The organism is Flavobacterium sp. KKT103, assembly GCF_055640565.1.
In genome coordinates this window covers 2,018,052-2,041,280 of sequence record NZ_CM145766.1, presented here as the reverse complement: position 1 = coordinate 2,041,280, position 23,229 = coordinate 2,018,052, and the positions used below count along the sequence as shown (strand labels likewise).

21 protein-coding genes are annotated in these 23,229 nt (G+C 35.8%); 16 read left to right on the top strand and 5 right to left on the bottom strand.

The genetic code is table 11. From position 1 onward, the window contains the following. Window positions 1-16: 16 nt before the first annotated feature. From ACZ2G0_RS08845 to trpA, 7 genes are all read left to right on the top strand, one after another. Complete coding sequence (locus ACZ2G0_RS08845; protein ID WP_470307312.1) at window positions 17-583, top strand: anthranilate synthase component II; 567 nt, start codon at window positions 17-19, stop codon at window positions 581-583. Window positions 584-625: 42 nt separating this feature from the next. After that, the gene (trpD, locus tag ACZ2G0_RS08840) at window positions 626-1,618 is read left to right on the top strand and encodes an anthranilate phosphoribosyltransferase (protein ID WP_470307311.1); all 993 of its coding nucleotides are present in this window, start codon (window positions 626-628) and stop codon (window positions 1,616-1,618) included. A gap of 35 nt (window positions 1,619-1,653) precedes the next feature. Continuing rightward, entirely contained in the window at window positions 1,654-2,433 is a 780-nt protein-coding gene (gene trpC / locus ACZ2G0_RS08835; protein ID WP_470307310.1) for an indole-3-glycerol phosphate synthase TrpC, read from the top strand. A gap of 31 nt (window positions 2,434-2,464) precedes the next feature. After that, a complete protein-coding gene (locus tag ACZ2G0_RS08830) occupies window positions 2,465-3,100 on the top strand; it encodes a phosphoribosylanthranilate isomerase (protein ID WP_470307309.1) in 636 nt (211 codons plus the stop codon). 17 nt (window positions 3,101-3,117) lie between these two features. Next, complete coding sequence (gene trpB, locus ACZ2G0_RS08825; protein ID WP_470307308.1) at window positions 3,118-4,299, top strand: tryptophan synthase subunit beta; 1,182 nt, start codon at window positions 3,118-3,120, stop codon at window positions 4,297-4,299. A 179-nt stretch (window positions 4,300-4,478) separates the two neighbouring features. Beyond that, window positions 4,479-4,799: a gamma-glutamylcyclotransferase family protein gene (locus ACZ2G0_RS08820; RefSeq protein WP_470307307.1), complete on the top strand. Its 321-nt coding sequence runs from the start codon at window positions 4,479-4,481 to the stop codon at window positions 4,797-4,799. Window positions 4,800-4,838: 39 nt separating this feature from the next. After that, a complete protein-coding gene (trpA, locus tag ACZ2G0_RS08815; protein WP_470307306.1) occupies window positions 4,839-5,600 on the top strand; it encodes a tryptophan synthase subunit alpha in 762 nt (253 codons plus the stop codon). An 82-nt stretch (window positions 5,601-5,682) separates the two neighbouring features. On the opposite strand, the gene ACZ2G0_RS08810 is transcribed toward trpA, so the two are convergent. The 3 genes from ACZ2G0_RS08810 to ACZ2G0_RS08800 form a co-directional block, all read right to left on the bottom strand. Continuing rightward, entirely contained in the window at window positions 5,683-7,470 is a 1,788-nt protein-coding gene (locus ACZ2G0_RS08810) for an SLC13 family permease (RefSeq protein WP_470307305.1), read from the bottom strand. A 140-nt stretch (window positions 7,471-7,610) separates the two neighbouring features. Further along, window positions 7,611-8,672: a hypothetical protein gene (locus ACZ2G0_RS08805; protein WP_470307304.1), complete on the bottom strand. Its 1,062-nt coding sequence runs from the start codon at window positions 8,670-8,672 to the stop codon at window positions 7,611-7,613. 258 nt (window positions 8,673-8,930) lie between these two features. Further along, window positions 8,931-9,482: a DUF4494 domain-containing protein gene (locus tag ACZ2G0_RS08800; RefSeq protein WP_470307303.1), complete on the bottom strand. Its 552-nt coding sequence runs from the start codon at window positions 9,480-9,482 to the stop codon at window positions 8,931-8,933. 274 nt (window positions 9,483-9,756) lie between these two features. Here ACZ2G0_RS08800 and ACZ2G0_RS08795 point away from each other — a divergent pair, with 274 nt between their 5' ends. The 4 genes from ACZ2G0_RS08795 to ACZ2G0_RS08780 are packed head-to-tail and all read left to right on the top strand — an operon-like array spanning window position 9,757 to window position 14,381. After that, entirely contained in the window at window positions 9,757-10,389 is a 633-nt protein-coding gene (locus tag ACZ2G0_RS08795) for a TetR/AcrR family transcriptional regulator (RefSeq protein WP_470307302.1), read from the top strand. Further along, a complete protein-coding gene (locus ACZ2G0_RS08790; protein WP_470307301.1) occupies window positions 10,379-11,707 on the top strand; it encodes a TolC family protein in 1,329 nt (442 codons plus the stop codon). The genes ACZ2G0_RS08795 and ACZ2G0_RS08790 overlap by 11 nt, the downstream gene beginning before the upstream one ends. A gap of 12 nt (window positions 11,708-11,719) precedes the next feature. Beyond that, window positions 11,720-12,799: an HlyD family secretion protein gene (locus tag ACZ2G0_RS08785; protein ID WP_470307300.1), complete on the top strand. Its 1,080-nt coding sequence runs from the start codon at window positions 11,720-11,722 to the stop codon at window positions 12,797-12,799. 1 nt (window position 12,800) lies between these two features. Continuing rightward, complete coding sequence (locus tag ACZ2G0_RS08780; RefSeq protein WP_470307299.1) at window positions 12,801-14,381, top strand: MDR family MFS transporter; 1,581 nt, start codon at window positions 12,801-12,803, stop codon at window positions 14,379-14,381. A gap of 72 nt (window positions 14,382-14,453) precedes the next feature. On the opposite strand, the gene yaaA is transcribed toward ACZ2G0_RS08780, so the two are convergent. Further along, window positions 14,454-15,212, bottom strand: coding sequence for a peroxide stress protein YaaA (gene yaaA / locus ACZ2G0_RS08775; RefSeq protein ID WP_470307298.1), 759 nt, complete (start codon window positions 15,210-15,212; stop codon window positions 14,454-14,456). 130 nt (window positions 15,213-15,342) lie between these two features. Here yaaA and ACZ2G0_RS08770 point away from each other — a divergent pair, with 130 nt between their 5' ends. The 3 genes from ACZ2G0_RS08770 to ACZ2G0_RS08760 all read left to right on the top strand — a co-directional run bounded on the left by ACZ2G0_RS08770 (window position 15,343) and on the right by ACZ2G0_RS08760 (window position 18,714). Further along, a complete protein-coding gene (locus tag ACZ2G0_RS08770; protein WP_470307297.1) occupies window positions 15,343-15,894 on the top strand; it encodes a GNAT family N-acetyltransferase in 552 nt (183 codons plus the stop codon). Between the two features lie 296 nt (window positions 15,895-16,190). After that, window positions 16,191-17,378, top strand: coding sequence for a Na+/H+ antiporter NhaA (gene nhaA / locus ACZ2G0_RS08765; protein WP_470307296.1), 1,188 nt, complete (start codon window positions 16,191-16,193; stop codon window positions 17,376-17,378). Next, window positions 17,362-18,714, top strand: coding sequence for a TIGR00341 family protein (locus ACZ2G0_RS08760; protein WP_470307295.1), 1,353 nt, complete (start codon window positions 17,362-17,364; stop codon window positions 18,712-18,714). Before nhaA ends, ACZ2G0_RS08760 begins: the two co-directional genes overlap by 17 nt. Before the next feature lie 61 nt (window positions 18,715-18,775). On the opposite strand, the gene ACZ2G0_RS08755 is transcribed toward ACZ2G0_RS08760, so the two are convergent. Beyond that, window positions 18,776-21,253, bottom strand: coding sequence for a zinc-dependent metalloprotease (locus tag ACZ2G0_RS08755; protein ID WP_470307294.1), 2,478 nt, complete (start codon window positions 21,251-21,253; stop codon window positions 18,776-18,778). Window positions 21,254-21,615: 362 nt separating this feature from the next. Between ACZ2G0_RS08755 and ACZ2G0_RS08750 the strand changes: the two genes are divergently transcribed. Then, window positions 21,616-22,236, top strand: coding sequence for an alpha-ketoglutarate-dependent dioxygenase AlkB family protein (locus tag ACZ2G0_RS08750; protein WP_470307293.1), 621 nt, complete (start codon window positions 21,616-21,618; stop codon window positions 22,234-22,236). Window positions 22,237-22,335: 99 nt separating this feature from the next. Then, window positions 22,336-23,223 (top strand): dienelactone hydrolase family protein, encoded by an 888-nt coding sequence (locus tag ACZ2G0_RS08745; RefSeq protein WP_470307292.1) that lies wholly within the window; start codon window positions 22,336-22,338, stop codon window positions 23,221-23,223. Window positions 23,224-23,229 lie beyond the last annotated feature (6 nt).

Sequence of the window (23,229 nt, the reverse complement as noted above, 5' to 3'; positions counted from 1 at the left end):
ACATTAGTACAACGACATGAAAAAAATATTAGTAATAGACAACTACGATAGCTTTACCTATAATTTAGTACATTATCTAGAAGACCTTAATTGCGAAGTTACCGTCTATAGAAACGATGAATTTGAATTGGACGAAATTGGTCATTTTGACAAAATTTTGTTATCGCCAGGGCCTGGTATACCCGATGAAGCTGGTTTACTAAAAGCAGTGATTCAAAAATACGGATCAACCAAAAGCATTTTTGGTGTTTGCCTTGGACAACAAGCGATAGGAGAAGTTTATGGAGGAACATTGTCGAATCTAGACAAAGTCTATCACGGCGTAGCGACCACTGTTAAAACGACTGTAAATGACGAGGTACTTTTTAAAGGTTTAGAAACCGAATTTGAAGTGGGTCGTTACCACTCTTGGGTTGTAGATGCAAGCTTACCCGATGTTTTGGAAGCAACTTCATTCGATGAAAACGGTCAAGTAATGTCACTACGTCATAGAACATTTGATGTACGTGGTGTTCAATTTCATCCCGAAAGCGTGCTTACTCCAAACGGAAAAAAAATGTTAGAAAACTGGGTAAACAGTTAACAAAAACAGTGACCGAATAGCCACTTTAAGACCTACTTTAAAATGAAAAATATACTCAATAGATTAATCAATCACGAAACCTTAACAAAAGAAGAGGCGAAAAACGTTCTAGTAAACATCTCCAACGGAAGTTACAACAGCAGTCAAATTGCTTCTTTTTTAACGGTTTATATGATGCGTAGCGTTACCATCCACGAGCTCGCCGGCTTTAGGGAGGCATTGTTAGAGTTATGCATCCGCGTGGACTTATCAGCATACAATACAATCGATTTATGCGGAACAGGAGGCGACGGTAAGGACACTTTTAACATCTCGACTTTGGCCTCATTTGTAGCTGCGGGAGCGGGAATTAAAGTGGCCAAACATGGGAATTATGGCGTATCATCTATTTCAGGGTCTAGCAATGTGATGGAAAAACTTGGAATTAAATTTAGTAACGACGCTGATTTTTTAGAGAAATCAATGGAAAAAGCCGGAATTGCGATTCTCCATGCTCCCCTATTTCACCCTGCTATGAAAAATGTTGGTCCAATTAGAAAAGAGTTAGCCGTAAAGACCTTTTTTAATATGTTAGGTCCCATGGTGAATCCGTCTTTTCCTCAAAATCAATTAGTAGGTGTTTTTAATTTAGAACTTGCTCGTATGTATGCTTATTTATACCAAGATACGAACACAAACTTTACCATTTTACATTCTTTAGATGGCTATGACGAAGTATCGCTGACTTGTCCAACAAAGATCATCACCCCAAAAATGGAAGGTATGCTTAACCCCGAAAGCTTTGGTGTACGCCAATTGCAGGAAGAGGAAATCGCCGGCGGAACCACTATTGAGGAATCAGCGGCACTTTTTACAGCTATTATTTCAGGTAAAGGGACAACAGCTCAAAATAATGTAGTGTGTGCGAATGCGGGTATGGCCATTGCAACGGTAAATGGTTGCTCGCCACGAGAGGGATTTGAGTTAGCCAAAGAAAGTTTACTATCTGGAGCAGGACTAAAACGATTACAAATTCTTCAAGATTTAAGTAAATAAAGAGCACAGTAGATTTTAATATTTAAAGTACCAAAATGAATATTCTAGATAAAATTATAGTAGATAAGCGAAGAGAAATAATTCTTAAAAAATCGATTATTCCAATTTCACAGTTGGAAGCATCTGTATTTTTTCAAAAGGAGACACTCTCTTTAAGCAGCAATTTAAGAAACAGTACAACAGGAATTATCGCAGAACACAAACGTCGTTCCCCTTCTAAGGCAGCAATTAATTATAGTTTCACCGTTGAAGAAGTAGTAAAAGGGTACGAAACAGCGGGCGCTTGTGGTATATCGGTATTGACAGATGGTAAATATTTTGGTGGTTCATTAGACGATTTACTTTTGGCAAGAGCCTCTGTACAGATTCCGCTATTGCGAAAAGAATTTATTGTTGATGAATACCAAATTTTAGAAGCCAAAGCACATGGCGCCGATTTGATTTTGCTTATCGCTGCTGTTTTAACTCGTGCCGAAATTCAATCATTATCGTTATTTGCCAAGAGCTTGGGGCTTGAAGTATTATTAGAAGTCCACAACCAAGAGGAGTTAGAAAAATCGATCATGCCTTCTTTAGACATGATTGGTGTCAATAACCGAAACCTAAAAACCTTCGAAGTTAGTTTGGATTTCAGTAAGCAATTAGCAGATCAAATTCCGAATGATTTCGTAAAAGTATCCGAAAGCGGAATTAGTTCCATTGAAGCCATTACCGAACTAAAACCTTATGGCTATAAAGGATTCCTGATTGGAGAAAATTTCATGAAAACAGATAATGCTGGTCAAGCTGCTATTGATTTCATAGCTCAACTATAACTCGATTCTATCATCATTAAAAAACAGCCTTATGAAACTCAAAATTTGCGGCATGAAATATCCTGAAAACATAATGGAAGTAGCCCAATTAAAACCGGATTATATGGGATTTATATTCTGGGAAAAATCATCACGCTATTTTGATGGACAAATTCCTGAATTACAAAAATCCATTAAAAAAACAGGCGTTTTTGTGAATGAATCGATTGCCAACATTATTGAAATAATAATTAAAAATAATTTACAAGCTGTACAGCTACATGGCAAAGAATCTGTAGATTTTTGCGTAAATTTGAAGAGTGAATTGAACCTTCATAATCAAACCGAAATAGAGATTATCAAAGTATTTTCTGTGGCTGATGATTTTGATTTTGAGCGCTTAAAACCATTTGAAAATGTCTGTGATTATTTTCTTTTTGATACAAAAGGAAAATTGCCTGGAGGAAACGGAACTACCTTTGATTGGAATGTATTAAAACTCTATCCTTCCTCAAAGCCTTTCTTTTTAAGCGGCGGCATCGGACTTGAAGAAGCCCAGGCCGTTCACGAAATACTTAAAACTAATTTACCCGTTTATGCCATTGATGTAAACAGTAAATTCGAAATTGAACCTGGATTAAAAAATGCAAAGTTACTGAGAGCGTTCCAACATAATTTGGCACTCTAACCTTAAATTTAAAAACAATGTCATACAACGTAGACGAAAATGGCTATTACGGAGAATTTGGCGGAGCCTATATCCCTGAAATGTTATACCCAAATGTTGAAGAATTACGCCAAGAATATTTAAAAATTACTGCTGAACCTGATTTTAAGGCGCAGTTTGATCAGTTACTAAAAGATTATGTGGGACGTCCTAGCCCACTTTATTTTGCAACTCGATTATCACAAAAATACAATACTAAAATCTACCTGAAAAGAGAAGATTTAAATCACACGGGAGCGCATAAGATCAACAATACGATTGGTCAAATTTTAGTAGCTCAAAAATTAGGAAAAAAACGCATCATAGCTGAGACTGGCGCAGGACAACATGGTGTTGCAACAGCAACAGTTTGTGCGCTAATGGGCTTGGAATGTATTATTTACATGGGCGAAGTAGATATCGCTCGTCAAGCACCTAACGTGGCCCGAATGAAAATGCTTGGTGCCGAAGTTCGTCCAGCAAAATCAGGATCAAAAACGCTTAAAGACGCTACAAACGAAGCCATTCGCGATTGGATTAACAATCCTGTAGACACGCACTACATCATTGGTTCCGCTATAGGGCCGCACCCGTATCCTGACATGGTAACACGTTTCCAATCAGTTATATCCGAGGAAATCAAGTGGCAGTTAAAAGAAAAAGAAGGACGTGAAAACCCGGATTACGTGATCGCTTGTATAGGCGGTGGTAGTAACGCAGCAGGTACTTTTTACCACTTTTTGCACGAGCCCGAAGTTGGAATTATCGCGGTTGAGGCAGCAGGAAAAGGAGTAAATAGCGGACAGAGTGCTGCAACTAGTAAATTGGGTAAAGTAGGTATTATTCACGGTTGTAAAACCTTGTTGATGCAAACGCCTGATGGACAAATTACAGAGCCTTATTCCATTTCAGCAGGATTAGATTACCCTGGTGTTGGACCTATGCACTCGCATTTAGCAACATCTGGTCGAGCGGAGTTTTTCTCTGTGACTGATGATGATGCCATGCAAGCAGGTCTTTATTTGTCACAACTGGAAGGAATAATTCCAGCCATAGAAACCTCTCATGCACTCGCTGTGTTTAACGATAAAAAATTCAAACCAGACGATATTGTCGTGATAAGCTTGTCAGGTCGTGGGGATAAAGATTTAAGTACCTATATTGACTATTTTAAGTTATAAAACAACCGAATTTAAAATAGGTTTCAGGGCGTTTCCCGCAAAAAAAGCGGGTCGGGCTGTACGCTAAATTCCCAATTTGCAAAAACTACGGCTAAAAAAAGCCTCCGTTTTCACAAATTAGGAGATACCGCTGCCATCCCTAACGCAAAAAAAAAGACTAACGTTTCAAAATTAGAAAAATGGCTAAATTATTTGCTTACGGAACTTTAAGAGAAAAAGACATTCAAGAGAACATCTTCGGTAGAAGCCTCACTGGTACTGCTCAATCCTTACTGGGTTACAGTGTTCAAACCATACAAATTGAGGAGGAATTTGGTGTAGAAACCTATCCCATAATCACCCCAACCGAAAACAAGGAAGACGTGATTAGCGGAATTGTATATGAACTATCCGAAAAAGATTTAGAGCTTGCTGACACGTATGAAGGCAAGTACTATCGACGCATCGAAGTTCAATTGCAGTCTCAAGAAAAAGTTTGGGTATACAGCGCCGTAAACTAACTGCAATAAATAAAATAGCATTTTCAATACTCGAAAACAATGAACAGAATAGAACAAAAATTACAAGAAGATAAAAAAATACTTTCCATTTACTTCTCTGCAGGATATCCTAATCTAAACGATACCGTGCAAATCATACAAGATTTAGAAAAAAACGGAGTAGACATGATCGAAATTGGATTGCCTTTTAGCGACCCACTTGCTGATGGACCTACAATTCAGGAAAGTTCAACTGCCGCTTTACATAACGGAATGACGACCCAAACGTTGTTTAACCAACTAAGTACCATCCGCGAAAGCGTAAATATTCCGCTTATCATCATGGGCTATTTTAATCCGATGTTGCAATACGGTATTGAAGCTTTTTGTAAAAAATGTGCAGAAATTGGTATTGATGGTTTAATTATTCCCGACCTTCCAGTTGACGTATACGCCGAAAAGTACAAGCCTACATTCGAAAAATATGGTTTGATCAATGTGTTTTTAATCACGCCTCAAACTTCTGATGCACGCATTCGCTTTATTGATAGCGTTTCAAGTGGTTTTATCTACATGGTAAGTTCTGCTAGTGTTACTGGTTCTCAAACAGGATTTGGTGACACACAGGCCGATTACTTCAAGAGAATTGCTAATATGAACTTGAAAAATCCACAAGTGATTGGTTTTGGAATCAACAATGCCGAGACGTTTAACCAAGCAACCCAATATGCTAAAGGAGCGATCATTGGTAGTGCTTTTATACAAGATTTAACCAAAAATGGAACCGGAAAAATCAGTGAATTTGTAAAAGCAATTCGATAGAGACAGTATTCATTTGCAATAAAAAAAAGCGTTTTACTCCTTTTAAAAAAGAGTAAAACGCTTTTTTTATTCCCTTAAACGATTATAAATAAAGCATCGGCAGTAAAATACTTGCTACAATAAGCAGCACTACTGATAATACACTACCAATAATTAAAAAATGTTTGAATTTATAAATTCCTAATCCATAAATAATAGCATTGGTTTGATATCCCATAGGTGTATAAAAACTAAAATTAGCACCAAACATGACCGCATAAAGTAAAGGTTTAGGATTGATATTTAATTTAGCAGCAACAGCAATTACAATAGGTGCAATAATGATTGCAGTCGCATTATTGGATACAAATCCACTCATCAACATCGTAAATGCAAAAATTATGGTGATTGTTACTGAGGCTGGAACCGACTTTAGAACGGCATACAGCTGATTAGCTATAAAAACATCTGTCCCGGTATTTTTCATAGCGATACCTAACGGAATCATTCCTGCTAATAGAAATATTACTTGCCAATTTATTCCCTTGTAAGCATCATTTAATTGAATGCAACCGGTAAACAAACACAACGCAACTCCTAACAAACAAGATTTAAGAATTGAAAAAGTATTTGTAGCCGCTAAAACAATAACCAAAATGATTGCGAAAAACGAAATCAACTTTTTGTACGTTGGAATATAAGGATCCGTGATTACGGTATTAGCAAAAAGTAAATTGCTTTCATTTGCTATTTTTCTAATTTCACTCAGATTTCCGGACAGCAACACACGATTGCCTGGGTTCATAAATTTTTTAGTAAAAATCTTTTTGAAATAATTATTGCTTTTGGAAAATTTAGAATCGCTACTTACGCCCTTTACATAGATGTTGTTTGGTAAAGTCATGTTAAACTCCTCTATAGTCATATTGATAAAACGAGAATTAGGCAATATAATTACTTCATGGTATTCATTGCTAAAATTCTCTTCGATCACATCATGATCAACTCCTAAAATGTTCAGACCTAAACTTTCAGTTTGAGCAGTCAAATCCTCTAGGGTAAGGTCTAGCCACAAAACATCGCCCGCCTCTAAAACCTCTGCTTTGATATTGTTTTTGAGATGCCTCTTACCTCTTTGGATTTTGATTAAACGAATATCATTTTCATTCCAAATTTCGGTCTCGCCCGCTTGCTTTCCTATTAATTTAGAATTTTCTTTGATCTTGACCGCAGTGATGTAGCCATATTTTTGATGGGAGTCAACTTCCTTTTGAGAAGCACTTCTTGGTAAAAACTTTTTTGCTAAGAAATATATAATCGGAATAGATACTAGCAAAAACACAATACCAGCTGCAGAGAACTCAAAAAAACTAAAGCGTCCAATACCACTTTTTCTCGAAATATCCGAAACAATTAAGTTGGTACTCGTTCCCATCAGTGTACAACTACCGCCTAAAATCCCTGCAAATGATATAGGCAAGAGTACTTGAGCACGATCAATTTTACCCATTTTACCCAGCTCATTTACTAATTTAATAAAAATGATTACCACAGCAGTTGTTGCTATGAAAGAGGAAAAAAAGGCAACGGTTATCATCAAAAAGGGCAAGAAAACCCATATAGGTAACTTGATAATGGGAATCATCTTTTGCGCTACCCAAGAAACCACTCCGTTTTTTTCTAAACTTATGGCAATAATCATTAAACATAAAATCGTAAGGACAGCATTATCTGAAAATCCAGAAACAGCCTCTTCTGGACTAACAAGACTAAAAATCAAAAGACTCGTTAGTATAAAAAAGGCTGTTTTATCGACAGTAAACTTTTCACTAACAAATAATAAAAATGCAATTCCTAAAATCCCTAAAACCAGACCTATCTCTAAATTCATTTGTTTGCCATTTAATAAATCTAAATTATAGCATTAACGATAGAAAAAGTTACAGTATTTACGACAAATGTTACGTTTAAATATTTTTATAGAATTGGAGATAAGTGAAGTAAATCAGTAAAAAAAACAGAAAAATCTTCTTAATTTTTAAAAACAATAGAATTTAAATCCAGCTTGTAGGACTTTGGGTCATATTCATAATGAGTGATTAAAATAGTATCCTGTCCTATAAATTTTACTTCTTTGTTGCATCCGGTAATGCAACTCTCAATAAAAATAGGAAAATAGCGCTTTTTAATTTTATCATACCCTAGAATGTTGTTCCTGAAAATTGCGACAATTTTAAAATGATCATTTTCAATTACCACATCATAGCTCGAAATAGTTCCAGTAAAATCAATAATATTTTCTTTATAATAGGTACTATAAATTTTCTTAGGGATATCAGTATAGCCGTTAGCCAATCGGCCATTTAATTTATTATCCATTTCCCACTTTTGCGCATAATTTGAATAATAAAAAATATTTTTCTCTTCTTTTGTTGGCCTATAAATTAACGTACTGTTCGCAGCGTAATCCAATAATAATTGTTTGAACTTAGGTTTAGCGTTCAGCCTTTTATTAAATACAAAACCACCTTCGATAGTTTCAGTTTTCCGGCTCCTTTCTGTTTCATCTCCCGTGTATGAAAGATTGTAATGCTCGCCGCTAACCGCATCAACCATTATAAAAGAAAGAGTAGTTTCTGTACTTGCTTGTCCCATCTCATTCTCTTTAGTTGAAAGGAAAACAAATTCAGTACCATCAACATTTTTCTTTAAGAAATTGCTCTTTTGTATGGTTACATGAACGTAATCCCAAGAAAGCAAGGTGTCTTTTTGAATTAATAAGCGCGTTCCATCCTCATTCTGTTTGTATTTAGATACTAACATATAATTCTTATCAGCAATAAGAAGTTTTGGCGAATTTTCTAAAGGTTGATTAGAAGAGATAACAAGAATTTCGTTTTGAGAATTATTTTTTACTTCGTACCAATCAAAATCCTCTAGATCCTTTGTGTCTGCAGGAACTACATTTATTTTTTTTATTTTGGGAAGCAATTCGACTTTTGGTCCACTTATCTTCTTTTCTTCATTCTTACAAGCCGTAAAAAGAGTACAAATAACTAGAAACAACAATAGTATTACGGGGGAAATTTTCATGATGCGTTAATTTAATAGAAAACTACAAAAGGCTCTTTCTTATTCAAAAAAGAAGGCAATTTACCATTAAGTAATGTTACAAAATTTAAAGGTAATTTTTACAAAAAAATAAAAGAAATGAATAAGACGTAAAACTAAATAGCATTAGAACCTTAGCCACCATATAATACTCGCTATGGTAGTTGTAAATAAAAATTCGCAAGCAAAATCTCATTACTGAAATTTATACTTGCGAATGCTCTAAAATTGATTGACAATTTACGCTTCTACTTCCTCTTCAGTCACAAACTCCATATGATCCTCTACTTCAACAGCAACCTCTGGTTTAGAAGCTTTCAAAGCATTGAACTTTTCAAGTTGCTCCAATTTGTCTTCTTCACCGCTAAAATAAGGAAAAACATCCATGATAGGTGACTCGGTTATAGCCGGAATACTGTAATCTCCCATCGTTCCTTTCATGGTTTCAACTGTATTATCATATGCTTCTTTCACATCATTCGCTTGAACTAAGAAGTACATGTTTGTTTTGCGTTCTTTACCGCTTTCTTCATCGTAAGCGAGCAAGGAAATCTTAGATTTAAACCAGCGATCTGCATTCTCAAAAGGATGAATCTCAGCATAGTTGGCTACCTTAATATTGGTAATTTTAAACTCCTCACTAGTGTAGGCAGCCATTTCTTCATTAATCCTGCTCTCTGCTTCGGTATAGGATAAAGCGTCTACTAGGTATGGCTCTGAAATCACTTTTTGATTTCCAGTCTCATCTGTTTTTCTATATTTCACCTTGCATTCATACCAAATTGCGCTCATATTTTTTGTTTTTTAGTTGGGAAGCCAAAGATAGATTTTAGAAAAAAAATAAATGCTGTTTTTTAAAATAGATATTCACAATTCGTCACTTCATACCCTGAATTGAAACACTAGATGCAATAGAGTATTAAGTAACAAAGAGATAAAAAAAATAAGCAGCAAGATCTTTCAATACAAACCTACAGGGCAAACCCTTGTTAATAGTACGTTAAATTTAAATTAAACAATCGTTTAATTTAAACAAATGTTTAATTTTGTTTCATAAATTTTAAGCATGATGTTGGACTCCACTTTTAACGATAAACAAATTCATATCCTGCAGGTAGCAGAATCACTTTTTGCTGAAAAAGGTTTCGACGCAACCTCTATCAGAAATATTGCTAAAGAAGCTAAGATTAATATTGCCATGGTTTCTTATTACTTTGGTTCCAAAGAGCGAATGCTGGAGTCATTAATAATATATAGAGCGACCGATTTAAAATTGCAACTAGATACTTTACGCATGGAAAGTCTGGATCCAATTGAAAAAATCAATAAATTAATTGAGTTGTATGTTACCCGAGTGCACTGCAATAGTGAAATATACAAAATCTTACATTTTGAATTTTCGTCAAAAAAAAGAAGCATCAACTTAGATGCCTTTGTAGAATTGAAAAAAGGAAATTTAAAAACACTAGAAACCATAATTGAAGAAGGTCAAAATAAAGGCCTTTTTAGAAAAGATATTATTGTTCCGTTAATCACTCCTACAATTTTAGGAACCTTTTTTCACTTTGAGACAAACAGACCCTTTTTTGAGAATTTACTTGATTTAAATACTCCTGAGAGTTATGATAATTATATCAAAACAACGCTTACAAAACATATTCAACAAACCATTAAAGCCCTTCTTATTTATGAAAGTTAGTCAATTATTGCTCTTTGGGATTTTCTTTAGCGGAATTTCAGCTGCGGTAGCGCAAGACAAAACGAGCTTAACACTCGATGAAGCCATCAATATGGCTTGGTCAAAAAGTAATGAGATTTCGTTAGCCAATACCAAAGTGGCTACCAAAAAATATGAGCTGCAAGCCATCAAAAACGAAAGATATCCCAATTTAAAGGTATCAGCGCAGTACCAACACCTGACTAAAGCGACTGTTGACTTAAAATTAAACAGTAGTGGCTCAGGTAGCGAACCCGCTCCTGCTGTTAATCAATTGCTTTTAGGACAGGCCACTGCAAGTTTACCTGTTTTTAGCGGATTTAAAATTCAAAATACAATTGTTGCTTTTGACAATATGTACCAAGCGGAAGCAGCAAATGCCATGCAAACTAAGGAGGAAGTGGCGATGCAAGTGGTGAATTACTACGCTCGACTATATAAAGCACAAAAAACAGTGGAACTTTTAAAAGAAAATCAAAAAAGCACAAAACAACGTGCCGTAGATTTTACCGCCTTAGAAAAAAACGGAATAATTCCACGTAATGATCTAATGAAAGCACAATTGCAAGTTTCTAAAGTGCAACTGTCATTAGATAAAGCGATGAGTGATCTTAATACTGTGAATTATGAACTTCTATCGTTATTAAAATTAGATCCTAAAACAAATTTGGTGATTACCGAAAGCGACTTCGCTAACTTTCAAATGAACAACGTTCCCGCGAATGATGAGAGTGCTCTTGAAAACAGAAAAGATTTAGAAGCAATTCGTTTACAAGAAAAAGCAAGTTTGGCAAATATAAAAGTGGCTAAAAGCGCTTATTATCCTCAGGTTGCTATAGTTGGTGGCTATACCTCCTTAGGATTAAAAAATGTAATTACAGTTCAAAACGCAATCAATATTGGTGTAGGACTTTCGTATGATTTAAGCGGAATCTTAAAGAATGGTACCAATGTTAAAATAGCCGAAAGTAAGGCGCTGGAAGTACAAAACTCCGAAAATATGCTTGTGGATTTTATTAAAATTCAAGTTCAAAAAGCGATGGAAGAGTACAACTTAGCGATTAAACAAGATATAGTTTATGAAGAAGCCGTTGACCAAGCTTCAGAAAACTATCGTATCATAAAAGAGAAATATGACAATGGATTATCTGATACGAACGATTTGCTAGAAGCTGATGTAGAACAATTAGGATCTAAAATCAATAAGGCGTTAGCCAAAGCGAATGTAATTCAAAAATACTATGAATTGCTTTCGGTAAACGGACAATTAAACCAAACCTTCAATCTTTCAAAAATATAATCATAATCCAAAATGGAAAAGAAACCAACAAACAAAAAGTTTATTATCATCATAGGTACATTACTAATTTTAGGAATCACCTACGGAACTTATAAATACATTCACTCTCTTTCTCATGAAGGAACTGATGATGCACAGATAGAAAAAAACATGAATCCTATTATTCCAAGAGTATCGGGATATGTGAGTAAAGTGTACATTAAAGACAATGACTTTGTAAAAAAAGGCGATACGTTGTTTACCATTGATAGCAATGACTACAAATTGAAAATCGATGAAGCAGCAGCAACTTTGGCTGCAGCCGAAAGCAATTTTGAAGTATCTAAAGCAGATATCGGAAGTGTTTTGGCAAGTATTTCTGTTTCCAATGCTAATGTACAATCTGCAGCAGGAAATATAGAAACTGCAAAAATTAGATTAGGACGTGCTACTAGCGATTTCAATCGTTATGAAAACTTGTACAAGAGCCGTACCATTACCAAGCAACAATACGAGCAAGCACTTGCTGCAAAACAAGAAGCGGAGAGTCAAGTCCGAATTTTGCAACAGCAAGAAAAAGCTACTGCTTTCCAAACGTCAGTAATCAAGGCTAAAGAAAAAGTATCCGATAAACAAACCGATGTTGCTGCTGCCAATATTAAAAAAGCGAAGGCCATGCTTGAAACAGCACAACTTAATTTAACCTATACAGTAATTACCGCAGCAATGGATGGACAAGTTTCTAAAATTGATATCCAGCCAGGACAATTGGTACAACCCGGACAATCGCTATTTTACATTATAAACAATACTACAGCTTGGGTTATTGCTAATTTTAAAGAAACGCAATTGAATAAAATGGTAGCAGGACAAAAAGTAACATTAAAAGTAGATGCTTATCCTGACTATGAGTTTGAAGGAACAGTGGTTTCGTTCTCACCAGCAACAGGATCTCGTTTCTCTATTTTGCCTCCTGATAATGCAACGGGAAATTTTGTAAAAACGATTCAGCGTTTACCCGTGAAAATCAGTATTGATCCTAGTAATGATATCGAAAAAGTAAAACTATTACGTCCGGGAATGAATGTGGACGTCGATGTACATATCAAATAAAATGGTAAAATCAGAAGACGATTTAGTAGAATATGGCTTTAGGAGAGTAATCATCACGATTACTGCTGTTTTATGCGCCTTACTTGAAATTGTAGATACTACTATTGTTAATGTCGCATTAACGAATATGCGAGGAAGTCTTGGTGCTACTTTGACTGATGTTGCATGGGTAATCACTGCTTATGCCATTGCCAATGTTATAGTAATACCCATGACGAGCTGGCTTTCGCAGCAATTTGGCCGACGCAATTATTTTGCAGTATCTATTATTATTTTCACCGTTTCCTCCTTTTTATGCGGTAACGCAACCAATATTTGGGAGCTAGTGGCCTTTCGGTTTATTCAAGGATTAGGTGGTGGCGCATTATTAGTTACCGCACAAACTATTATTACAGAGAGTTATCCTATTGCTAAACGCGGAATGGCGCAAGCCATCTACGGAATGGGAGTAATTGTAGGACCAACTTTAGGTCCGCCATTAGGTGGGTATTTAGTTGATAATTTTTCTTGGCCTTATATATTTTACATCAATATTCCGTTAGGAATTATAGCAACATTGCTTACAATAACTTTTGTTAGAAGTCCTAAATATGGCGAAAAACTAAAATCAAATCAAGTAGATTGGATTGGTATAATATTACTCGCTTCTTTTATAGGCTCTTTGCAATTTGTTTTGGAGCACGGGCAGCAAGACGATTGGTTTAATAATCCACTAATTACAGCCTTAAGCACTGTTTCCTTATTTGGATTAATCCTTTTTATCTGGAGACAACTCGTTTATAAGCATCCTATTGTCAACTTAAGTGTTTTACAAGATGGAAATTTACGAATAGGAACCTTGATGAGTTTTATTTTAGGATTTGGTTTATATGGATCAACTTTAATAATACCAATCTACACGCAATCTATTTTACGATGGACCGCCACTGATGCAGGTTTACTGTTGATTCCCGGATCGATTACTACGGCAATCATGATGCCCTTTGTCGGTAGAATGATCCAAAAAGGCATACCGCAATCCTACATGGTTGCAGTTGGGTTCCTGAGTTTCTTTTTGTTTACGTTTATGATGTACAATGTACTTACGCCTGACACAGGAGTTGAACACATGTACTGGCCATTGATATTAAGAGGAGTTGGTCTAGGATTACTTTTTGTTCCTATTACTACCCTTTCTCTATCTACCTTAAAAGGAAAGAACATTGGGGAGGGTGCCGCTTTTACTGGAATGATGCGACAATTAGGAGGTTCTTTTGGTATTGCAATTATTACGACATTTATAACAAGGTTTTCACAAAAACACCGTGTTGATCTTATCGCTAATTTAGACGGCAGCAGCTTTGAAGTACAGCAACGAATCATGCAGTTGCAAAAAGGATTTATGTCTAAAGGTTTTACTTTCAATGAATCCCTAAAAAAAGCCTATCAAGCCATCGATTACAGCGTTTTAAAACAAAGTACCGTTCTAGCGTATATGGATATCTTTCTCTACTTAGGAATTCTATTTTTATTATGTATTCCAATTGTGTTTTTTATCAAAAGAGGGAAAAATAAAATTGACCCTGCTGATGCGATGCATTAAAAGAAGTATACAAGCAAAAAGCGCCATTTTCAAAAGAAAATGGCGCTTTTTGATTCTATCAATAGTGTAAAACTATCTTGTGAAAATTAAATTATTTCCTTTTGATAAATTGGCATCGAATTGATACCCATCATAATTAAATCCTTTTAAGTCATCAATTGTCTCGGCATTCGTATCAATGATATAACGAACCATCATCCCTCTCGCCTTCTTGGCAAAAAAACTAATGATCTTTAATTTACCATCCTTATAATCCTTAAAGTCAGGCGTAATTACCGGTACTTTCAACGCTTTTACATCTACTGCTGAGAAATATTCGTTACTGGCTAAATTTACAAATAGCTCCTCTTTTTTTAATTCTTTGTTAAGTGCTTTAGTGATGGTCGTTTTCCAAAATTCGTATAAATTCTTTTGGTCACCAATTGGTAACTTGGTACCCATCTCTAAGCGGTAAGCTTGCATCAAATCCAAAGGCTTTAACAATCCGTATAGTCCGGAAAGAATACGCAGTTTATCTTGCAATACCTCTATTTTTTCTACTGGAATACTGTAAGCATCTAAACCGGTATACACATCCCCATCAAAAGTATAAATGGCTGGTCTTGCGTTTTCAGGATTGAAAGGTGTTTTCCATGCTTGATTGCGTTCCCAATTCAATTGTGCCAACTTATCTGAAATGTGCATCATCGTAGATAAACTAGTTGGTGATTCGTGCTTTAACACCTGCTGAATTTGTCGCGATTCTTTTAAAAACAAGGGTTCAGTGAACGTCTCGATTGGTAATTCTTTTTCAAAATTCAATGACTTTGCGGGTGAGATAACAATTTTCATAGACTGCTTGATGCTTTAATTTCTGATTAGACTCCAAAAATACAAATTGAAACTAAGAAATAGCCAAAACTAAATTGATATGTGTAATGATGTCATAGAAAATCCAAATAAGACAAAATATACACTATTTTTGAAAATAGAATATAATAAAACGGGAATGGAAAAGATTGAGATTTCAGCAGTGACACCAAATGATTTAAACGCACTAAAAGCAATAAGTATCCAAACTTTTACAGAGACGTTCGCACCTGTGAATTTAGCTGCCAATTTAGCGACTTACATAACAGAAAATCTTACTGATAGTCTACTGCAATCCGAATTAAAAAATAAACAATCCGCCTTTTTCTTTGCTAAAGCAAATGATCAAATTCTAGGCTATTTGAAGCTAAATTGGGGAACAGCTCAAACAGAAAATGTATTAGAAGATGCAATGGAGATTCAACGCATTTATGTACTCCAAGAGTTTCAAGGACAGCAAATAGGATACCGTCTACTAGCGGAAGCGTTTGCAATTGCAACAGCTAAAAAAGTAGCTAGTATTTGGTTAGGTGTTTGGGAGCACAATCATAAGGCATTACAGTTTTATAAAAAAAATGGCTTTACCGCTTTTAACCAACACCAATTTACTTTAGGTAACGAAGTTCAAACAGACCTTTTGCTCCGCTATCAATTACCAAAATAATACCTAAGCCACCGCACACTAGAAGTTACTATGTTGACCCAAAAACATCAAAAAAATGTGAAATAAAAAAATTACCTCTTCTAAATTAAGGTCCTTGCCAAATGCAAAATAACACAAGTAATTATCGAAAATCAAAATTGGATCATAACCACCTAAAATCACTAAATAAAGGCAATAAAATCACTTTGAGCGAGGGGAATCGTAACTAATTCCCTATTTTTGTGATCCTAGTTAAAAATCGCCTCTATGGCTCAAAATAGCAGCAGCCGCTGCTGTGCAGACAAAACAAAGAATACATGAAAAGAACAGTGAAGAAAACGATTAAAAAAATATACAATGCAGAATTGTGGAACGAATTTTTTAACAACGAAAAAGCCAGCGGACTTGTACTTATAGGTTGCACTTTAATATCGTTAATTCTGGCCAATTCGATTTTTGGTAATCAATACCTTCACACATGGCACACTAAAATTGGTGGACAAAGTTTAGAATATTGGATTAATGATGGTTTAATGACTATTTTCTTTCTTCTAATTGGTTTAGAATTAGAAAGAGAAATATACGATGGTGAACTCTCCAATGTAAAAGACGCCCTACTTCCCATTTTTGCCGCTTTAGGAGGAATGGCAGTACCTGCTGGATTATACCTTTGGCTTAATTTTGGAACTGATGCACAAGCTGGAGCAGGAATTCCAATGGCCACTGACATTGCATTTGCCTTGGGTGTGTTATCACTACTTGGAAATCGCGTGCCCTTATCTTTAAAAGTATTCCTAACGGCATTGGCTGTTATTGATGACTTGGGTGCTATTATGGTGATCGCCATCTTTTATACAAAAACTATTTTTTGGCTGAACCTTGGTCTAGCAATGGGAATCTTGTTGTTCTTGTTTATCCTTAACAGAATGAAGGTTAAAATTCTTGCAATCTATTTAATAGGTGGAGTTTTCATGTGGTACTTTATGCTAAACTCTGGAATTCATGCCACCGTTACTGGTGTTCTATTGGCATTTGTAATTCCGTTTGGAGACGGAAGTAAAAAGTCTATCTCCTACCAATTACAGAGTTTTTTACACAAACCGGTCGCTTTCTTTATTCTTCCCCTATTTGCATTGGCGAATACTGCAATTGTTGTAGGTGCAGACATTGTTGACGCCCTAACCCAACATTACAGTATTGGTATTGCACTAGGATTAGTTTTAGGTAAACCAATAGGGATTGCCTTATTTAGCTTTATCGCTGTCACTTTAGGTTTTTGTAAACTCCCTGCTGATTTAAGTTGGAAAACGATTATTAGTGTTGGTTTTCTAGGCGGTATAGGATTTACTATGTCCATTTTTATCACTTTATTGGCCTTTGATGATCAGGTGTTGATCAGTCATGCTAAATTTGTAATTTTATTATCGTCACTAACAGCAGGAATTATTGGATTCCTATGCTTAAAGCAAACCTTAAAAGCGAATCCCGATGAAAACAATAATTAGTCAAATACTAGCCTACATCAATCTGAGTGCGGGAGAAGACAACAAGTTTAAAGTTCTTGAAAATGTAAAGTCTAACATCTCTTTTAAAGGAGCCAACCTTTGGATTTTGGCTTGTGCCATTGTGATTGCTTCGATAGGATTAAACGTAAATTCTGCAGCCGTAATTATTGGTGCCATGTTAATTTCACCCTTAATGGGGCCAATCATTGGTGCTGGTTTTGGATTAGGTGTATTCGATTTTAGTTTGCTAAAAAAATCCTTAAAAAATTTAGGGATTGCTACATTTGTAGGATTGATAGTTTCAGCAATCTATTTTTATTTGAGTCCGTTTAAGGAAACCCAACCCGAATTATTATCTAGAACTGCTCCTAATATTTACGATATATTAATAGCTTTTTCAGGTGGTTTAGTAGGTGCTATTGCAATTACACGTGTTGAAAAAGGAAATCCAATTCCCGGAGTAGCAATAGCAACAGCCTTGATGCCTCCTTTATGTACGGCCGGATACGGAATTGCAATAGGTAGTATGAAATTCTTTTTTGGAGCTATTTACTTGTACTCTATCAACTGTGTATTTATCTGCATATCTACTTTTTTTATCGTTACCTATTTAAAGTATCCAAAGGCTAAGCAATTAGATGAAAAAAGCGAAAAGAAAGTAAAATACATCATTTCGACCTTAATTACTATTCTGATTTTGCCGAGTATTTATTTTGCTTATCAATTAATTCAGCAAAAAAACTACCAACACCAAATTGATATTTTTATTGAAAATGAATTCTCGAATAAAGGAATCGCTATTTTATATAAAAAAACAAAATTCACTGAAAGCCCTAAAAAATTAGATCTTGGATTTTTAAGTAAAAAATTCTCAACTACTGAGATTAAAGCACTTAATAGTAAATTAAAGGACTATAACATTACAAATACCCAATTACGCGTAATACAAGATACAACTGACTTAAAGAGTGATATTCTGAATGAAATAAAGTTCAATAAGTCCGTCTTAAGTGAAAAAGATGTTACCATTCTAAATTTGAAAAAACAAATAACCGCAGGCACTTATGATAACAGAGCCTTGTTAGCTGAAATCCAAATTTTGTTTCCCGAAATCACAAACATCTCAGTTTCTAATCATATTTTCAATGCCAATACCGATAGCGTTCAAACGGTACCTGTATTACTATACGATTCTAAAAAGCCGTTAAACGAGGATCTTTTAAATAAAATGAACTCTTGGTTGGAAAAGCGAATTGGCAAGACAAACTTAGAATTATACCGACAACCAAACAAAGCGGTAAAACCAGCTCCAGAAAAAAAGCCGGTAAAGAAATAAATCATTACAAATAAGACAAAAAAAATCTGCTCGAAAGCAGATTTTTTTTGTTACTATACTATTATTTTGGATTCAAGATCATATCAATTCTCTTGATACAATCTTGATAATGGTACTTCGTCTCCGTGTTTACAGCTCCATTTTTAGCAGTTGCAAGTGTCGTTTTTAAGCTATTAAGCTCGCCTCTAACTAAACCTCTTAAATCAGATTGCGACACATTGTAATACTGTCCGTTTCTACTTGGTTTGATCTCCTCTTTCATCAAGTACTCCATTCTTTCGATATACGCTCTTTGTAAGTTACGACGGTAAATCGTTGCACTAGTACCAGTAGCGGTTTCTTTCCAGATTCCAGTTCGCATATCACGCAATAAATCCAAAGCCTTATAGTTATTTGACCCTAAAATTTCAGCATCCATCAAACGACCAATTCGCTCCAGACTCATTACATTATTAAGATGTCTAACCTGAAGTGCTCTAAATCTTTCTGTATAACCTGCATAATCGATATCCTTTAAGGTTTGAATATTGACCATCCAAGTTGGTGAAGCAAAGGCATTCGCTTGCAACCATTGCATGGCTTCTTGCTGCTGCGATTTAGATACTACGTCGTACACAGTTCCTTTTTGATTTGGTTTTTTTAAATCTTCAAAAACTCCTCCCACATTAGTAACCACATGACCTACATACCTACTCCATGTGTCGTGTAATTCTTGGTACAACTCATCTAAATCTTCGTAGTTGTTCGTCACATCACTAGTCCAGCTTGCTAAGTTTTCAGCAACATACTTCAGATTTTTCATTCCGTACGTACTCGCTTTCATTGAATTGTCACCAACATCCTCTGTTTGTGAGGTAGGATCAAAACTACTACTTTGCTGTCCGTATTTGTACATTTTATCTCCTGCTTTATCTAAAATCCATTTATCTAAAGTTGGAACCTCAGCTTCAGGTGAAGTCGCAGTTGGAATCACACGGTAACCCCAGTTCACAGCGTAGTGATCATAAGGTCCCATTTGACGGATAAAACGAACGCCTTTATCGCCTGGTTGCGCAATATAATTGTATCTAGCATAGTCCATTAAACTAGCTGCAATTCCATTTTTTTGAGTAAAAGCACCGTTTCTGTAATCTTCAACAGCATAGGCATTACTAGCTCCCATGTTGTGCGGAAAACCTAATGCATGACCCACTTCGTGAGCGATAACAAAACGCATCATCTCTCCTATTTCTTCATCACTGGTATTCAAAGTTCGAGCCGAAGGATTAGCAGCGCCAGTTTCTAACAAATAACGGTTTCTGTACGAACGCAAATGATTGTGGTACCAAATTATGTCACTTTCGATAATTTCACCTGATCTTGGATCAGATACACTTGGTCCAACCGCATTTCGAGTCGTACTTGCTACATAACGTATTACCGAATAACGTGCATCTTCAGGGCTAAAGTCTGGATCTTCTTCTTTCGATGGTGGGTCTTTAGCTATAATAGCATTTTTAAATCCAGCAGTTTCAAATGGTTTTTGCCATTCTTCAATACCTTGCTTAATGTATTTTCTTAATTTCTCTGGCGTAGCAGGATCAATATAATAAACGATAGGTTTCACAGGCTCTACCAGTTCTCCTCTTGCATAGGCAGCGGGATCTTTTGGCTCTAGCCTCCATCTACGGATGTACGTTTTACTATCTGACTTCAACTCATTGCTACCGTAATCGTATTGACTAACAGTAAAAAAACCAACTCTAGAATCTGCAATCCTTGGAGTCATGGGAACTTCAGGCAACAAAATCATTGATTGATTCATTTGTAAACTAATAGTCTCGGTATCTTCTAAAACAGGTGGTTTACCGGCATTATAGGTAAAATCTTGTACCACTTCAATATTCATCGGGAAACTTTTCATAGCCGTAATAAAACTACGTGAGTCATCTAATCCTTTTACTTTGTAAGCATCTCTCATTGAAGACGATAATCCACTAATAGCCTTTACATCACTACTGTAAAACTTAGTCACGTCAATGACTGTTTTAGTTGAATCTTTACTAAAAGCAGCAATATCGAAAGCATACAAAGTAGGCTCGTAATTGTTGTTTTTAACTGAGATACTAATAGGCAAACTCTCGTCAGCAATCGCTGCATACGATTTCACTTTGATCAAAATTTTGTCTTGAAAGCGCTGCCAAACCACCAATTGCTCATTCGTTTCTGATCCCGCATTCACATAACCACCACCTAAATTCGAAGGCAGTTTAGACAAACGACTCACCAATAGCATGTCCTTATTCAATAAATTATTCGGGATTTCAAAGTAGTACTTTTTGTCTACACGATGCACCGTAAACAGTCCAGCGTCGGATACAGCCTCTTTGGTAATTACTTTATCGTATTCTTTAATTCCAGTTTCTGGCTTTTTAACGGGAGGTGCTACTGCAACAGGCGCATTTTTCTTCTTTTTGTTTTCTCTACTCGATTGTGCATTCGAAGCTACCGGAGCGATCATCAATGCACTAAAAGCAGATAGAATGAGAATTTTCTTCATTTAGTGGTTATTTATTAGTTATTCATTATCAAAAATAATTTTAAACACCGTTAGTTTACACATTACTTATTGGTTTAACTTATTATTAACAACTGTCTATTCTGCTACAAAAAATAAAAAAAGGAAACCGGTACTGCCCTACTTTTTTAATGGGCGTAACCTTGTTGCCGTAAAATTCGATTACATTCACTACTGTCTTGGCAACAAGGTCGGGCTTTTCGTTCCAATCTCCCTAAAAAACGGGAGGATTTCCACTGCAATCCCTTACGCAAAATAAGTTTTGTTCCCTTTTTTAACAAACATTCATCTTTCCTTTTCAAAACAATTCCCGACCTTGTACTTCCATAAAACAGCATTTAAAGATGGATTTATTTACCACCACTTCTCCCGAAAACACGAACTTATTACCTAAAGATGGTACCGTTATCTACTACGGACCCGTGCTTTCCATTGCAGAAGCCAACTTTTACCTCAACACTTTTTTAGAAACCATAGAATGGAAAAATGATGAAGCAGTAATTTTTGGAAAACGAATTATAACCAAACGTAAAGTAGCTTGGTATGGTGACACCACCTTTAGTTATACCTATTCTAAAACTACAAAAGAGGCTTTAGTATGGACACCTGAACTACTACAATTAAAAAAAATAATTGAGGATACCACGGGAGAAACCTACAACTCTTGCTTACTTAATTTATATCACAATGGTGCCGAAGGAATGGCTTGGCATAGCGATGGAGAGAAAGAGCTAAAAAAAAATGGTGCTATTGCATCCGTTAGTTTGGGCGCCGAAAGGAAATTTGCTTTTAAACACAAAGAAACAAAAGAGGTAGTTTCGCAAGTATTAGCACACGGCAGTATTTTAGTCATGAAGGAGCAAACGCAGTCGCAATGGCTGCACCGCTTGCCTCCCACAACCCGTGTAAGCACAGCACGAGTAAACCTCACTTTTCGAACCATCAACCTGAAACAAAAAGCATAAACCGCTGTTTAACAAAGCAAACAAACGTTAAAATTAAAAGTTACGTGCTAAAAAAACTTATTTTAGAGCTTTCTATTGTACAACCATTACCACTTTAACATGCAACCACTAAATAAAGAAGACATCCCTCAAGAAGTATTTGAATTATACGATCAATACGCTCACAATAAATTAGAACGCCGTGATTTCCTAGCTAAATTATCCCTGTACGCAGTCGGAACCGTTACCGTTGGGTCGTTACTTAGTTTTATTTCGCCTAATTATATCGATACCTTAATTGTACAACCTAATGATGAAAGACTGAACTCTGATTATATTACCTATGATTCTCCAAAAGGAGGCGGAAAAATAAAAGGATTACTGTCAATTCCGGAAGGAACTAAAAAGAAATTACCCGGAATTATTGTCGTTCACGAAAACCGCGGACTTAATCCCTATATCGAAGATGTAGGTCGTCGCTGTGCTGTTGATGGATTCATCAGTCTTGCACCTGATGCGCTATCCCCTTTGGGAGGCTATCCAGGAAATGACGATGATGGCCGCGTCATGCAACAAAAACGCGATCGTAACGAAATGTTGGAAGATTTCATTGCTGCCTATGATTATTTAAGCAAACATGAAAACTGCAACGGAAAAATAGGTGTCGTAGGCTTCTGTTTTGGAGGTTGGATTGCTAATATGATGGCGGTTAGACTTCCTGAACTATCTGGATCAGTACCTTTTTACGGAGGACAACCCACTGCCGAAGAAGCAGCAAAAATTAAAGCACCCTTATTACTGCAATATGCAGGATTGGATACCAGAGTAAACGAAGGATTGCCGGCATACGAAGCTGTTTTAAAAGCAAATAACGTAGAGTATACTGCTTACATCTACCCAAATGTAAATCACGGATTTCACAACAACTCGACTCCTCGATTTGATAAACCCGCCGCTGATCTAGCCTGGGAACGAACAATTACTTTTTTTAAATCGCATTTAAAATAAGATCTA

What these genes read in the sequence shown, in the direction of transcription:
- ACZ2G0_RS08830 (WP_470307309.1), top strand. Translation starts at nt 2,465, where the DNA reads ATGAAACTCAAAATTTGCGGCATGAAATATCCTGAAAACATAATGGAA.
- nhaA (WP_470307296.1), top strand. Translation starts at nt 16,191, where the DNA reads ATGAAAAGAACAGTGAAGAAAACGATTAAAAAAATATACAATGCAGAA.
- trpA (WP_470307306.1), top strand. Translation starts at nt 4,839, where the DNA reads ATGAACAGAATAGAACAAAAATTACAAGAAGATAAAAAAATACTTTCC.
- ACZ2G0_RS08805 (WP_470307304.1), bottom strand. Translation starts at nt 8,672, where the DNA reads ATGAAAATTTCCCCCGTAATACTATTGTTGTTTCTAGTTATTTGTACT.
- ACZ2G0_RS08845 (WP_470307312.1), top strand. Translation starts at nt 17, where the DNA reads ATGAAAAAAATATTAGTAATAGACAACTACGATAGCTTTACCTATAAT.
- ACZ2G0_RS08785 (WP_470307300.1), top strand. Translation starts at nt 11,720, where the DNA reads ATGGAAAAGAAACCAACAAACAAAAAGTTTATTATCATCATAGGTACA.
- ACZ2G0_RS08745 (WP_470307292.1), top strand. Translation starts at nt 22,336, where the DNA reads ATGCAACCACTAAATAAAGAAGACATCCCTCAAGAAGTATTTGAATTA.
- trpD (WP_470307311.1), top strand. Translation starts at nt 626, where the DNA reads ATGAAAAATATACTCAATAGATTAATCAATCACGAAACCTTAACAAAA.
- ACZ2G0_RS08780 (WP_470307299.1), top strand. Translation starts at nt 12,801, where the DNA reads ATGGTAAAATCAGAAGACGATTTAGTAGAATATGGCTTTAGGAGAGTA.
- ACZ2G0_RS08800 (WP_470307303.1), bottom strand. Translation starts at nt 9,482, where the DNA reads ATGAGCGCAATTTGGTATGAATGCAAGGTGAAATATAGAAAAACAGAT.
- ACZ2G0_RS08790 (WP_470307301.1), top strand. Translation starts at nt 10,379, where the DNA reads ATGAAAGTTAGTCAATTATTGCTCTTTGGGATTTTCTTTAGCGGAATT.
- ACZ2G0_RS08755 (WP_470307294.1), bottom strand. Translation starts at nt 21,253, where the DNA reads ATGAAGAAAATTCTCATTCTATCTGCTTTTAGTGCATTGATGATCGCT.
- ACZ2G0_RS08810 (WP_470307305.1), bottom strand. Translation starts at nt 7,470, where the DNA reads ATGAATTTAGAGATAGGTCTGGTTTTAGGGATTTTAGGAATTGCATTT.
- trpB (WP_470307308.1), top strand. Translation starts at nt 3,118, where the DNA reads ATGTCATACAACGTAGACGAAAATGGCTATTACGGAGAATTTGGCGGA.
- ACZ2G0_RS08750 (WP_470307293.1), top strand. Translation starts at nt 21,616, where the DNA reads ATGGATTTATTTACCACCACTTCTCCCGAAAACACGAACTTATTACCT.
- ACZ2G0_RS08795 (WP_470307302.1), top strand. Translation starts at nt 9,757, where the DNA reads ATGATGTTGGACTCCACTTTTAACGATAAACAAATTCATATCCTGCAG.
- yaaA (WP_470307298.1), bottom strand. Translation starts at nt 15,212, where the DNA reads ATGAAAATTGTTATCTCACCCGCAAAGTCATTGAATTTTGAAAAAGAA.
- ACZ2G0_RS08820 (WP_470307307.1), top strand. Translation starts at nt 4,479, where the DNA reads ATGGCTAAATTATTTGCTTACGGAACTTTAAGAGAAAAAGACATTCAA.
- ACZ2G0_RS08760 (WP_470307295.1), top strand. Translation starts at nt 17,362, where the DNA reads ATGAAAACAATAATTAGTCAAATACTAGCCTACATCAATCTGAGTGCG.
- trpC (WP_470307310.1), top strand. Translation starts at nt 1,654, where the DNA reads ATGAATATTCTAGATAAAATTATAGTAGATAAGCGAAGAGAAATAATT.